Here is a 12365-nt window from a genome sequence, read left to right as displayed (position 1 = left end):
TCGATAACTTTCGCAAGCAAGCGCAAGGCCTTACCAGTTGTAGCTCAACGACCCGGTCACATTTCGGCGATACCCGTATTTGCAGCTGTCGCCGGTGTAGCCACACTGAGAAACATAGGTTTCGTCGGTCAGGTTGGACGCATTGAGTGCGAGCTTCGCCCCTGCATAGGATGAAGACAGCTTGCCCAGATCGTAGCTTAGGCTGGCGTCAAACAGCGTGTAGTGGGGAATGCCTTCGCTGTTTTGCGAGTCGATATAGCTGGGGCCGACATAGCGTACCCCTCCTCCTATCGCCAAGCCCGATAGCGCACCACTCTGAACAGTGTATTGCGACCACAGCGAGGCCAGTTGTTCAGGGGTATTGCCAGGTTGATTGCCTTTTTCATCGGCGGTATTGCTGCGGGTAATTTCAAGGTGTGAATAGCTGTAGTTGGCCATCAACTCCAGAGCATCGGACAACTGCGCCTTGCTTTCCAGTTCGATACCACGCGACTGGATTTCTCCGGTCGCCACCGAGAAACGATTGTTGGCAGGATCGGCAGTCAGTACGTTTTGCCGCGTCAGGTCGAACAGCGAGACGGTCACATAGCTGTCACTCCCCTTGGGCTGGAATTTGATCCCGACTTCGTACTGGCGACCGGTTTCGGGTTCGAAGGCACTGCCGTCACGCGCCACCGCCGTGATGTTAGGGAAAAACGACTCGGAATAACTCGCATAGGGCGCCACGCCGTTGTCTGCCAGGTACATCACCCCGGTCCGCCACGTGAAGGCGTGATCGCGCTGCTTGAGGTCTGCCGCCGTATCGGTGGCGTAATGGATTGTTTTCGAGCGTGCCCAGTCTTGGCGACCACCAAGATTGAAGACCCAGTGGTCGTCAAATTTGAGCTGTTCCGAGAGATACACACCCACCTGGTCAAGCTGGCGACGCTGGTTGATGTCGTAGAAGGCGTCCAGGTCGCTGTAGTCCTGGTGATAGACCGGCGCATAGATATCCAGTGGATCAACCACGTTGCCGCCCCCCAACTGGTTGGTGCTGGCGTGCTGCAAATCGATCCCGACCAAGGTTGTATGTTCGAAACGGCCGACGTTCCACTGGGCTTGGAAGTGGTTATCGAGCAGCGCATTCTTCACCTCTTCGTGGCCCAGATAACCGAAGCGGCCCACTGTGCGCTGGTCGTCATCCAGGCCATATTGGTAAATCGTGCGCTGTTCCTGATAGGAACGGCTGTAACGGGCGTTTTGGCGAAATGTCCAGATATCATTGAGATGATGCTCAAACTGATACCCCAGTGACCACTGTTCTACGTCATATTTGTCGAAGTCAGGGTCGCCGACAAAACGATCCGTGGCGATCCGTCCGTAACGCGAGCTGTCGAGGGTGCCTATCCGTGGCAAGGCGTAGTAGCCCAGCACATTGCGGTCTTTTTGAAATGACGCCAGAACCGTCAGCGAGGTGTCTTCCGAGGGCCGCCAACTGATTGCCGGGGCGATGAATTGACGGTCATCACGGGCGTAGTCGATTTGCGTACCGCTCTCTCGCCACAGCCCGGTGAGGCGATAACTCAAGACGCCATCATCGCTAAGCGGCCCGCCGAAGTCCGCCGCCAATTGCTTGCGATCAAAACTGCCTGCCTGCACCACTAGTTCATGGAGCGGCTCATCGGTGGGACGCTTGCTGATCACGTTGACCATGCCGCCCGGTGAGCTCTGACCGTAGAGCACCGACGAGGGCCCGCGCAGGACTTCCACTCGCTCCAGTCCATAGACTTCACCCACGGCACGGCTCTGGTTGGCAAAGCTGTACTGGCGCAGGCCATCACGATAGATCCCACCGCCCGTTGTCGCGTCAAAGCCACGAATACTGATCGTGTCGCGTCGGGTATCGACGCCGTTGGCTTCACCATTGACCCCCGCCGTATAGCGCAGCACCTGCCCGATGCTTTGTGGCTGCTGAGCATCGATCTGCTTACGGGTGACCACACTGATCGATTGAGGCGTTTCCATGATCGACGTATCGGTCTTGTTGGCACTCATGGTTCGGCTGGCGACCAGACCATCGTTGCGGCCCAGCGAGGTGTCGTACGCAGTGCCACTGATTGCGGTCGGCGCCAACTCCAGCACGTCGCTGCTGCTCGGTACCAGCAGCAGGCTACCGTCATCCTGGCGCTGATAGGTCAGCCCCGAGCCGAGCAAGAGCTGCGTCAAGCCGGCCTCAGTACTGAAATCGCCTTGCAGCCCCTGGGTATTCTTGCCAGCCGTCAGCGTTGAGCTGCCCGCCATGGTGATCCCCGCCTGTGCGCCAAACCGTGACAGCGCGGCATCCAGGGGGCCTGCGTCGATGCTGTAATGCTGCGAACTACCGGCGGCAAAGACAGGAAGGCTGCAAAGCGGTTGTACGCTGAGCAACAACAGTCCAAGCGTACGGGCACGCAGGGCGCGGGAGGGTGAAGTCATACGGGGCTCCTAAGGGGTTAAGACCCACCTCTGGCGGGTGGGTGATCCCTATAGGCCAAGCGAGTTTGAAAAAACTATCGCGCAGCGGAAAAAATAATTCAGGCGGGTACGATCGAAACCCAATACCGGGTCATGCGCTCGATACGCACCGGCAGCGTGCGAGCGACCAGCGTCAATGCTGCATCGGTGTCATCCAGCGAAAAACTGCCGGTGAGGCGTAACCCTGACACCTGCTCATGGCAACGTAAAACACCGGGACGGTAACGCGAGAGTTCCGCCACCAGGGCATCCAGGCGCAGGCGATCCGCCGGCAGCACTCCGCGCAACCAAGCCTGGGAGACCAGTAGATCGGCGCGGTTTGGCACGCCAATCCCGAAGCGGTCCACGCGTGCCTGCCATCCAGCCTCGAACGAGGATGGCGCTTGTTGGCCTCGTGAGTGCACCTGCACCTGGCCTTCCAGTACCGTCACCTGTGTGCCCTGCCGATCATGGCGCACCTGCAAATACGCGTCGCGACTCTGCAGGATCGCGTCCGGTGTGATCAGTTGCAGCGAGCGCGACTCTGCCCGAACACGCAAGGCCAACTCACCCTCGATCATCTGGATGCGCCGCACTTGGTCAGTAAAATCCAGGTTCACCGCGCTGGCCGTGTTCAGCCACAGCGAGCTGCCATCAACCAGGGTCCACTGGTGACGCTCGCCCGTTCCTGTGCGGTAGTTCGCCAGTGCAGCGCGCACCGGCGTGGAGCCCGCGCCTTGCCAGGCAACCCCGCCAACCGCCCCCAGGATCAACAGGCGCTTGAGTACCTGCCGACGTTTCTGCATGTCCGGCCCGGCCGATTCCAGTGCCCTGCGCGCGGTGGCGTCGCGCAAAAGATTTGCGCCAGGCTGCTGCAACAACGGCAAGCTGGCGACACGTTGCCAGGCATGTTCATGCTCATCGCTCGCCTCGCGCCAACACCGCAATGCCTCCAGATCAGGCGCATTCATCAGCCCGGACTGCATCCTGACAAGCCAATCAATGGCGGTATCGCGCACCTGCGGACTAATGTCGGACCTCATTCGAAACGGCTCGCATAGCAAACGCTGAAGGCTTTTCCCATGGCCCTTTGCACTTGAGCCACGGTCAGCCCCAACTGCGCAGCGATCTGTGGATACGTCAGGCCGTCGAGCTGAGACATGAAGAAAACCTGTCGTATGCGCGCAGGCAGGCCAATCAGCAACGAGTCGAGTTGCAACAAGGTTTCGATCACCAGATAGCGGGCTTCGGGTGACGATTCCACCCCTTCGGGTCGAGCAGCCAACGCTTCAAGATAAGCCCGCTCAATCTCCTGGCGGCGCCAGCGATTGATCAGCAGTCCATTGGCAATCGCTGCGAGAAACGCCATGGGCTGGCGCAACTCGCGCACCTGCTGAGGCGCGCGCAGCACGCGGATGAACGTGTCGTGGGCCAGGTCCTCGGCATCGGCACTCTGCCCCAATCGCCGGTTCAGCCAGCCCTGCAGCCAGCCGTGATGATTCTCGTACAACTGTTCGACGGACGATATTGGGCTGGCATCCTGCATGTGAGGCTCGCGAGACGTGAATGATAACGCTTCTCATCTTATTGGTCCGGCGGAGGGTTGTACAGCGTTTACACATGTTTCGCGGTGGAATTCTCCGCCAATCAAACTACGACCCGGTGACCTTGCGGTGCGTATGGGCAGGAAATTCCGTGTCGTTTCGCTGACTCCCCAGCCTCAACGCCACCGCGGGCGGCTCGAAACTGTCCAGTTCGAATTGATCAACCGGGGCCCCGTCTCAGTTGTCCGAATTTGATTATATCTTGGCAGCATACTCAATATCGGCAAGCCCCAGCAGTCCCTACCATCCTCATCAAGGCCATTGCCGACGGCGAGACTCAACCGATCATGCGGCGCTGGCTGGACGGGAAACGCGGATATCCGCACCCGTTTCAGTTCAAACAACCAGGGTGAGATGAAATGAAGCAACTTCTTATTTGGGCGCTTTTCGGCACGATCGTGTCGACTCCACTGGCCGCGCAGGCATCGGATGGGGCTGATGCGTTGGTGCGCTGGCATGAGCAATTCAAGCAAGAGCAAAAAAAGCTCACTGAGCGCCAGGAGTGATCATGGCTCCGGTAGTTCTCAGTCATCCGGCTTGATCTATGTGCCGGGAGCTGTCGTTCAGGCGGCAACTATATGGCCATATGGCCATATGGCCATGGCCGGCACCGCGCACGTCGGTGAGTCCGCTGGTCTATACACTTGAGCAAGTACGGCTAGGCGCAGGCATGTGGGTATAGTCGATCCTATCGTCCAGCGCACATCCCGGAGTTTCCAACCCGTGTCTGACTTGCCAGGCAACGCCACCTACACAAAACGCTTCGACGCCGTACTCGCCTATATCGACGCGAATCTTGAAGGCGACTTGTCGGTGAAGACGCTGAGCCAAGTGGCGTATTTTTCGGCGTTTCACTTCCATCGGCAGTTCACCGCGTTTGTGGGCATGCCTGTTGCGCGCTATGTGCAGCTGATGCGTCTACGACGCGCGGCGCATGACTTGTCTTCCCGCGCTGACTATTCGGTGCTGGAGGCCGCATCGGGGGCGGGCTTTGAAAGCCCAGAAGCCTTTTCCAGGGCGTTCAGGCGAGCGTTCGGCATGGCGCCGAGCGCATTCAGAAAGCGGCCGAATTGGCAGGTCTGGCGTGGGGTGTTCAGCGTCCCTCATTTTTCCAGGAGCATCATCATGCAGGTACGAATAGTTGAGTTTCATTCCGTCAGGGTTGCTGCATTAGAGCACCTCGGCGACCCAGAGCGCGTGGATGAAAGCGTGCAGTCATTCATCGCCTGGCGCATGCAGAGCGGGCAATCGCCGGTAGCTTCCAGTCGCAGCTTCGGTATTCCTTTCGGCAATCCTGATACCACCCCGGCCGATGAGTTCCGGTTTGCCATTTGCGGCGAGATCCACGCGCCGCTGGCAGCAAATGCGTTCGGCGTCACTGAACGCGTCATCCCGGGTGGGCGCTGTGTGGTGGTGCGTCATGTGGGTTCGCCGGATCACATCGCAGAGTCGATCTATCCGATCTATCGTGACTGGCTCCCTGGCAGCGGCGAAGAGCTTCGAGACCAGCCATTGTTTTTCGAGTACCTGAGCATCTTCCCCGAAACACCGCAGGATCAATGGCAGACCGATATTTATGTGCCATTGCAATAGTGGCGCTTTACCGCCGGTAGAGTGAAGAATGCCCATCCAAGGCCGCGATGGCGGTGTTATTGGCGCACCGCTATGATGTGGCCTTTCGCTAAACGCCTCAGGAAAGACCATGCCCGCCCTCACCTTCCGCAACGCCCTGCCCGCCGACGCCGCCCGTTGCTTTGATATCGAAATCAGCGCCTATGAGGGCGACGAAGCCGCGACGCTGGAGAAGATCGCCACGCGTATTGCGCAATACCCGCAAGGTTTTTTGATCCTGGAGGCCGCTGGCGAGGTGGTGGGTTTTATCAATTGTGGCTGCGCCCATCAGGTGGTGATGTCGGACGAGGCGTTCAAGGAGCTGGTGGGCCATTCGCCCGAGGCGCCGAATGTGGTGATCATGTCGGTGGTGGTCGACCCGGCGCATCAGGGCAAGGGCTATTCCACGCTGCTGATGACCGAATTTGTGCAACGTATGCGGGCCATGGGCAAGCAGACGATTCACCTGATGTGCAAGGAGCGCCATGTGCCGTTGTACACGCGCATGGGCTACCGCTATGTGCAGCCTTCGCCCTCGGATCACGGCGGGATGGCGTGGCATGAGATGGTGATGACTTTTTAATGCCCCCTTGGAGCTAATCCTGTTTGCAGCGTCCAGCCAGGCACCACGAATTGACTCGGAATGCCTTGATGTCCAGGACTCGGATTAGCAGCCGGGTGTTTTTGTCTAAAGCGCTGTGATCGTCAGGGCTTTACCGAACAACCGGTTCTCATGGGTTTCGCCCTGGAAGGTATACGTCGGCGAACCGAGCAGCTCGTACCCGCGCCGAGGGTAGAACCCCAGCGCCCGCTCATTACCCACCCACACCGTCGCCCACACTAACGTCGCGCCCCCCAGCCGCGCACGTTCTTCCGCCGCTTGCAGCAGTTGATAGCCGATGCCCCGGCCGGTAAAGCGTTCCTGGATGTACAGGCGTTGCAGTTCGGCCACGTCGGGCCCTGGAATCAGCGGGTGGCCGGCGCGTAACTTGAGTTGGGCAAAGCCGACGAGGTGACCGCCGGATTCAGCCACCACCAGCGCAATCCCCGGCTCGCTGATCAGCCGTGCGATGGTCTGCGGCGCAAAGGCTTGCAGCGCTTCGGTGGCGATGGAAGTCCGTATACCTTCGGTGGCATAGGTGTCGAGGAAGACCTGCATGCCCAGCACGCCGATACACAGGGCATCCTGGGGAATGGCGTCGCGGATCAGGTAGGTCATTGCGGCATGGGCTCGATACGGGATGGTTTTTTGTAGGCGCGAACACGTTCGCGCCTATTGTGGGGCTCATTCACCTCACTCACCGGCAAGGCTGAGTAGTAAGGTTTTTACGGGTTAGAGATTAACGTCCCCGTACCGGCAGGCGGGTAGATGATTTCCTGGGTGTCCAGGTTCCGGATGCTGGAATAGGTGTGGTACTGGGTACTGTAGTTGGGCCCGACCCCCTGGGTGCTTGCACTCAGGCGGTAGGTCACCACATAACGCTGCCCGGCCTTGAACTCCACGTCGTCGGCGCCTTCATTACAGAACGCACCGCCAGTGCCCAGGGCATTCATCGACACGTTGCACCAGCGCAGCGAATGTTTGCCAGGGCTGAGCTTCAGCGCCTGTTCGCCGGTCACGTTGAGGATCGAGTGACGGCCAGCGCCGGGCAAGGGCACACCATCGACTTCGAACGCCAAGGCCAGGCGGTGAAATGGCACGCCCAGTTCACGTTCGCGCCAGGTATCGAAGTACACCAGCGCGGGGTTGGGGGCGCCGTTGGACAGGTCGACGGGGTGGAGTTTTTCCGGGGCCCAGTCGCCCTGGTAGTTTTTGTAGTGGTAGTCGGAGCAGGCGCCGAGCAGTGGCAAGGTCAATACGGCGGCAAGTTTCAGCAGTTTCATCGGGTAACGGTCCTTGTGGGCGATGAGATCCTATCGACAGCACTTTTGTTTTCTTGAATAACCATCGCGCCCAAACACTGACAACCATGGCGGTGCCTCGCCGGGCTGTGTAATCATCGCCTCTCGATCTCTCGAGGGATGGAGCCACCGCCATGTCGCTGAACACCACCACCCACCCGGCGCAAGCACCGCGCTTCTGGCGTGACGAGCGTCTGCCGTTCATCGAAGCGCGGACCATTGCCGACGGGCGCAAGGTCACCTACACCCGCCACTCCCACGAGCATTTTTCCATCGGTGCGATCACCACCGGGCGCAGCTATTACCACTATGGCGCGCAGACCTTCCAGATCAGCGCTGGCACCGTGGTGTTGATGAACCCCGGCGATGTGCACGCGTGCAACCCGATCCATGACCAGCCCTGGTCGTATCACATGCTCTACCTCGACACCCCGTGGCTGACCGACCTGCAATACCAACTGGGGTTCAGTACCGACCAGGGGTATCGCCCGTTCAGTGCGCCGCACACCCGCGACCCGGTGCTGTACAAGGGCCTGATCGAGCTGTACCAGGTGCTGCTGGATGAGCGGGCCGAATTGCTGCACAAACAGAGCGTGCTGGTGAGTTACTTCACGGAAGTGCAACAGCGCCTGAACCCTTCGCCGGCCCCCGTGCGGGAGGTCAACCACAAGCTGGAGCGGGCCGCCGAGTACATCCGCACGCACTGCACCGAGGCCTTGAAACTGGAAGACATCTGCCTGGCCGCCGAGCTGTCGCCGTCTTATCTGATCCGCGCCTTCAAGCAGTATTACGGGCTGACGCCCCATGCCTTCCTGGTGAACCGGCGCATCCAGTTTGCCCGTACCCAATTGCGCAAGGGTGAGTTGATCGCCGATGTGGCCTTGGCTGCCGGCTTTGCCGACCAGGCGCATTTCCAGCGCACCTTCAAACAGCATTTCGCGGCCACGCCCGGGCAGTACCGCGACTTGCTCAAGCCATCAGCAAATAACCCACACTGGCCACCAGCAACGCGGCCATTGAGCGGTTGAACAGGCGCACGCCGTGCGGGTTGCCGAGGTAGCGGCGCAAGAACGTACCGGCATAGGCCCAGCACGCTACCGACAGGTAGCAGATCACCAGGTAGAGCCCGGCAAACAACCACACTTGCCGGGCGTCGCCATCGGCGACAAACAAGCCCATCCCCGCCACGCAGGCCAGCCAGGCTTTCGGGTTGAGCCATTGCATGATCGCGCCATAGAGCATCGACGGCGCGGTGGCCGAGCCGTCGGCGTCCAGCCGGCCATCGTCCACCGCCAGCTTCCACGCCATGTACAACAGGAAGGCCACCCCGCCCCACTGGATCAACTGAGTCAGGATCGGCCAGCGCACCAGGACTTCATGCAGCCCCAGGCCGATCAGCACCAGTAGCAACGTAAAACCTGTGGCGGCGCCGAACACGTGTTTCTGGCTGGCGGCAAACCCGAAGCGCGCGCCTGAACTGAGCGCAACCACATTGACCGGGCCCGGGGTGATGGAGGTAGCCAGAGCGAAGGCCGCCATGGAAATGATCAAGCTCATTGCAGTTCCTTTTTGTCATGCCAAGCGAAGATGACTTCACGGTAAAGGGCCAGGCCAACGCGGTATTGAACAAAATGACCCTGGCGCCTCAAATGCGCCCCGGTTGGGCTTCCTTGACGGTAAATAGACCCTGTACCCTGTCGCCGCGCCCCCACTGTGCGCCGACCGATCCCAGCCACGTCAGGATGCCAATGCCAAACCCGATTCCTCGCCGGCGCGATGCCGCCGTCACCCGCGACGCCATTTTGCTGTCTGCGCGCAAGGTGTTCGCCCGCTCGGGCTATGACGCCGCTACCGTGCACGACATCGCCCTCGGCGCGGGCCTGACCACGGCGCTGGTCGACCGCTACTTCAGTTCCAAGGAGCAGTTGTTCGCCGACGTTATCGCCGACACCCTGGCCCGCCCGCTTATTCCCGCCGACGGTCATCTGCGTGCGGACAACCTCGGGCGCACCCTGGCGACGGCACTGGTGAGCATCAGCGACGACAGCAGCGCGTCGCTGGAAGGTTGGCTGCTCCTGCTGCATTCGGCGTCGAGCCCACGCGCAGCGGCGATTGGCCGCGCGCAGTTGGAAAGCAGCCAACAGCCGAGCATGGCCGCGACGCTCAAGGGCGCGCACGCGCAAGAACGCGCGGCGCTGGCGATGGCGCTGGTGGCGGGGTTTCAGGTGATGCGCCAGCAGCTGGCGTTGTCGACACTGGTCAAGGCTGACCCGCAGGTGTTGATTGACTTGCTGACACCGCTCTTTCAGCAGCTGGTAGACGCACCCTCGACGTGACGGACGCGCGGCCATTCAACTGGAGTGAGCATGGGGACCGGGCTGCACACTGGCTTACTCGCCGGTCATGCGCGCCAGGCTGTTGCTCAAATGCAGCAGCATCGCCGCGCGTGCCGCGTCAGGGTCCTGGCGGCGGATGGCGTTGAGGATCGCCTCATGTTCCAGGTTGGCCAACTGCCCCAGCTTCATCAAGTCCGCATCGCCGCGCTCCTGGGCATTGATGCGCGCACGCGGAATCACTGAGTTGCCCAGGTGCTGGATCACGTCGGTGAAGTAGGTGTTGCCGGTGGCCTGGGCGATCAATTGGTGAAAACGCACATCGGGCTCGACGCTGCTGCTGTCCTGGTTGCCGAGTGAGTCCTGGTAATCGTCGAGGGCCTGGCGCATCTGCTGCAATTGCGCGTCGCTGCGGCGCAAGGCGGCCAGGGCGGCGGCCTGGGTTTCCAGGCCCATGCGCAATTCGAGGATGCCGCGCACGCTGACGGCGGTGTCATGGGTCAGGTGCAGGCCCTGGCGCTCGTCGCGCGCCAGCACAAATGTGCCCACGCCATGCCGGGTTTCCACCAGCCCGGCCGCCTGCAGTTTCGACAATGCCTCGCGCACGACCGTGCGGCTGACGCCGTACTCGCCGACGATGGCGGATTCGGAGGGCAACCTCTCGCCCGGCAGCATTTGGCCAAGGAGGATGCGTTGGGTCAGCGCGGTGACGATGTCATGGGCCAGGCCCTGGGAGCGCTTGCGAGGGGGGTTGTTGAGCATCGGTCATTCCATGCATGGGACTCGGCCAATACTAACACCCTCGATCGCCACCAACTTGTATGACAACAAACAAACTTATCCTTTGTGATGCTGCGTTTTTTTACCGGACCGACTTGCCTGCGGGGCAAGTCCCGCAGCGCATACCTCCCGCAATATCGATGTTATTCGAGGGAAACCGGCTTCCACACAGCGTGCAGACAACTGAAATTTACGTTGCCACATCGAAAATCCAAGTTGTATGATGTCTATCAAGTTGTCAGACCTCTCCGACAACCCCTGAACCCATCCCCGCACAACAATAATCAGTGGGAGTTCTACCTCGTGACCCCTTCCAGCCCTGCGACAGCTGCGCCTGCCCTCGACCCCGTCCTGGCCCGCGCGATCAAGAAAGTGAAGAGCCATGTGCTCCCACTGTTCGTGATCATGTTCATCGTCAACTACATCGATCGCGTCAATATCGGCTTCGTGCGCACCCACATGGAACACGACCTGGGCATCGGCGCGGCCGCCTATGGTTTCGGTGCCGGCTTGTTCTTTATCGGCTATGCCTTGTTCGAAGTCCCCTCCAACCTGCTGCTGCAAAAAGTCGGCGCGCGTATCTGGCTGACCCGCATCATGTTCACCTGGGGCATCACCGCAACCCTGATGGCCTTTATCCAGAACGAAACCCACTTCTACATCCTGCGTTTTCTGCTGGGGGTGGCCGAGGCCGGGTTCTTTCCGGGAGTGATCTACTACTTCACCCGCTGGTTGCCTGGGGTGGAGCGCGGCAAGGCGATTGCGATCTTCCTCAGCGGCTCGGCCCTGGCTTCGCTGATCTCCGGCCCGCTGTCCGGCGTGCTGCTGCAAATCACCGGGCTGGGCCTGCATGGCTGGCAATGGATGTACATCATCGAAGGCATGGCCTCGGTGCTGCTGTGCTTTTTCGTGTGGTTCTGGCTCGACTCCAAACCCCACGACGCCAAGTGGCTCAGCCGTGAGGAACAGGACGCACTGGTGGGCGAAATCGAGCGCGAACAACGCGAGCGTGACGCCGCCACCACGGTCAAGCCGAGCCTGGGCAAGCTGCTCAAGGACCGCCAGATCATGCTGTTCTGCGCGCTGTATTTCTGCATCCAGCTGACCATCTATGCCGCCACCTTCTGGCTGCCGAGCATCATCAAGAAAATGGGCGACCTGAGTGATATCCAGGTGGGCTTCTACAACTCCATCCCCTGGCTGATCTCGATCATCGCCATGTACTCATTCGCGGCGCTGGCCGGCAAGTACAAGCACCAGCAGGCGTGGGTGGCCACGGCGCTGTTGATTGCAGCGGCGGGCATGTTTTTCTCCACCACCGGCGGACCGATCTTTGCGTTTGTCGCCATCTGTTTTGCGGCGATTGGCTTCAAGTCGGCGTCGTCACTGTTCTGGCCGATCCCCCAGGGTTACCTGGATGCACGCATCGCGGCGGCAGTGATTGCGTTGATCAACTCGATTGGCAACCTTGGCGGGTTTGTCGCGCCCACGACCTTCGGTTTCCTGGAACAGACCACCGGGTCGATCCAGGGCGGTTTATATGGGCTGGCCGGCACCTCGATCCTCGCGGCGATCCTGGTGTTTTTCGCCAAGACCCTGCCCGGCGCCCACACCCCCAGCGTGCCGCACCCCGCCCCCGTCTTGAGCAAATAAGGAAGCGTTT

13 protein-coding genes are annotated in these 12365 nt (G+C 60.4%); 6 read left to right on the top strand and 7 right to left on the bottom strand.

Going from position 1 to position 12365, the window contains the following annotated elements:
* Positions 1–30: 30 nt before the first annotated feature.
* The 3 genes from ACODSV_RS21870 to ACODSV_RS21860 all read right to left on the bottom strand — a co-directional run bounded on the left by ACODSV_RS21870 (position 31) and on the right by ACODSV_RS21860 (position 4018).
* Positions 31–2454: a TonB-dependent siderophore receptor gene (locus ACODSV_RS21870; protein WP_150053806.1), complete on the bottom strand. Its 2424-nt coding sequence runs from the start codon at positions 2452–2454 to the stop codon at positions 31–33.
* Positions 2455–2552: 98 nt separating this feature from the next.
* The gene (locus tag ACODSV_RS21865; protein WP_041160911.1) at positions 2553–3515 is read right to left on the bottom strand and encodes a FecR domain-containing protein; all 963 of its coding nucleotides are present in this window, start codon (positions 3513–3515) and stop codon (positions 2553–2555) included.
* Positions 3512–4018: a sigma-70 family RNA polymerase sigma factor gene (locus tag ACODSV_RS21860; protein ID WP_024074944.1), complete on the bottom strand. Its 507-nt coding sequence runs from the start codon at positions 4016–4018 to the stop codon at positions 3512–3514. Before ACODSV_RS21860 ends, ACODSV_RS21865 begins: the two co-directional genes overlap by 4 nt.
* A 417-nt stretch (positions 4019–4435) precedes the next feature.
* Here ACODSV_RS21860 and ACODSV_RS21855 point away from each other — a divergent pair, with 417 nt between their 5' ends.
* The 3 genes from ACODSV_RS21855 (at position 4436) to ACODSV_RS21845 (ending at position 6270) form a co-directional block, all read left to right on the top strand.
* Positions 4436–4582 carry a hypothetical protein gene (locus ACODSV_RS21855; RefSeq protein WP_024074943.1) on the top strand — a complete coding sequence of 49 codons (147 nt, stop codon included), beginning with the start codon at positions 4436–4438 and terminating at the stop codon, positions 4580–4582.
* A 217-nt stretch (positions 4583–4799) separates the two neighbouring features.
* The gene (locus ACODSV_RS21850) at positions 4800–5669 is read left to right on the top strand and encodes an AraC family transcriptional regulator (protein WP_150053807.1); all 870 of its coding nucleotides are present in this window, start codon (positions 4800–4802) and stop codon (positions 5667–5669) included.
* A 109-nt stretch (positions 5670–5778) separates the two neighbouring features.
* Entirely contained in the window at positions 5779–6270 is a 492-nt protein-coding gene (locus ACODSV_RS21845) for a GNAT family N-acetyltransferase (RefSeq protein ID WP_150053808.1), read from the top strand.
* 105 nt (positions 6271–6375) lie between these two features.
* On the opposite strand, the gene ACODSV_RS21840 is transcribed toward ACODSV_RS21845, so the two are convergent.
* Together ACODSV_RS21840 and ACODSV_RS21835 are read right to left on the bottom strand one after the other, a co-directional pair.
* Positions 6376–6906: a GNAT family N-acetyltransferase gene (locus ACODSV_RS21840; RefSeq protein ID WP_024074940.1), complete on the bottom strand. Its 531-nt coding sequence runs from the start codon at positions 6904–6906 to the stop codon at positions 6376–6378.
* Between the two features lie 107 nt (positions 6907–7013).
* Positions 7014–7571 carry a hypothetical protein gene (locus tag ACODSV_RS21835; RefSeq protein ID WP_069076416.1) on the bottom strand — a complete coding sequence of 186 codons (558 nt, stop codon included), beginning with the start codon at positions 7569–7571 and terminating at the stop codon, positions 7014–7016.
* Positions 7572–7723: 152 nt separating this feature from the next.
* On the opposite strand from ACODSV_RS21835, the gene ACODSV_RS21830 reads away from it, so the two are divergent.
* Positions 7724–8617, top strand: a complete 894-nt coding sequence (locus ACODSV_RS21830; protein WP_150053809.1) for an AraC family transcriptional regulator — start codon at positions 7724–7726, stop codon at positions 8615–8617.
* Here ACODSV_RS21830 and ACODSV_RS21825 read toward each other — a convergent pair.
* Positions 8559–9146 (bottom strand): LysE family translocator, encoded by a 588-nt coding sequence (locus tag ACODSV_RS21825; protein WP_024074937.1) that lies wholly within the window; start codon positions 9144–9146, stop codon positions 8559–8561. The two genes, ACODSV_RS21830 and ACODSV_RS21825, sit on opposite strands and share 59 nt — an antisense overlap.
* A gap of 191 nt (positions 9147–9337) precedes the next feature.
* Here ACODSV_RS21825 and ACODSV_RS21820 point away from each other — a divergent pair, with 191 nt between their 5' ends.
* Positions 9338–9925, top strand: coding sequence for a TetR/AcrR family transcriptional regulator (locus ACODSV_RS21820; RefSeq protein WP_223817801.1), 588 nt, complete (start codon positions 9338–9340; stop codon positions 9923–9925).
* Between the two features lie 54 nt (positions 9926–9979).
* Here the strand turns inward: ACODSV_RS21820 and ACODSV_RS21815 are convergent, their stop codons facing one another.
* Positions 9980–10684: a FadR/GntR family transcriptional regulator gene (locus ACODSV_RS21815; protein WP_024074935.1), complete on the bottom strand. Its 705-nt coding sequence runs from the start codon at positions 10682–10684 to the stop codon at positions 9980–9982.
* A gap of 321 nt (positions 10685–11005) precedes the next feature.
* Between ACODSV_RS21815 and ACODSV_RS21810 the strand changes: the two genes are divergently transcribed.
* Positions 11006–12355 carry an MFS transporter gene (locus ACODSV_RS21810; RefSeq protein WP_024074934.1) on the top strand — a complete coding sequence of 450 codons (1350 nt, stop codon included), beginning with the start codon at positions 11006–11008 and terminating at the stop codon, positions 12353–12355.
* Positions 12356–12365: the final 10 nt, after the last annotated feature.

Source organism: Pseudomonas sp. FG86 (genome assembly GCF_057808775.1).
The sequence above is the reverse complement of the archived record's forward strand: the minus strand, read 5'-3'. Positions and strand labels throughout refer to the sequence as shown.

Coding starts and splice junctions, on each gene's coding strand:
- ACODSV_RS21870 (WP_150053806.1), bottom strand. CDS start 2,454: ATGACTTCACCCTCCCGCGCCCTGCGTGCCCGTACGCTTGGACTGTTG.
- ACODSV_RS21865 (WP_041160911.1), bottom strand. CDS start 3,515: ATGAGGTCCGACATTAGTCCGCAGGTGCGCGATACCGCCATTGATTGG.
- ACODSV_RS21860 (WP_024074944.1), bottom strand. CDS start 4,018: ATGCAGGATGCCAGCCCAATATCGTCCGTCGAACAGTTGTACGAGAAT.
- ACODSV_RS21855 (WP_024074943.1), top strand. CDS start 4,436: ATGAAGCAACTTCTTATTTGGGCGCTTTTCGGCACGATCGTGTCGACT.
- ACODSV_RS21845 (WP_150053808.1), top strand. CDS start 5,779: ATGCCCGCCCTCACCTTCCGCAACGCCCTGCCCGCCGACGCCGCCCGT.
- ACODSV_RS21840 (WP_024074940.1), bottom strand. CDS start 6,906: ATGACCTACCTGATCCGCGACGCCATTCCCCAGGATGCCCTGTGTATC.
- ACODSV_RS21835 (WP_069076416.1), bottom strand. CDS start 7,571: ATGAAACTGCTGAAACTTGCCGCCGTATTGACCTTGCCACTGCTCGGC.
- ACODSV_RS21830 (WP_150053809.1), top strand. CDS start 7,724: ATGTCGCTGAACACCACCACCCACCCGGCGCAAGCACCGCGCTTCTGG.
- ACODSV_RS21825 (WP_024074937.1), bottom strand. CDS start 9,146: ATGAGCTTGATCATTTCCATGGCGGCCTTCGCTCTGGCTACCTCCATC.
- ACODSV_RS21820 (WP_223817801.1), top strand. CDS start 9,338: ATGCCAAACCCGATTCCTCGCCGGCGCGATGCCGCCGTCACCCGCGAC.
- ACODSV_RS21815 (WP_024074935.1), bottom strand. CDS start 10,684: ATGCTCAACAACCCCCCTCGCAAGCGCTCCCAGGGCCTGGCCCATGAC.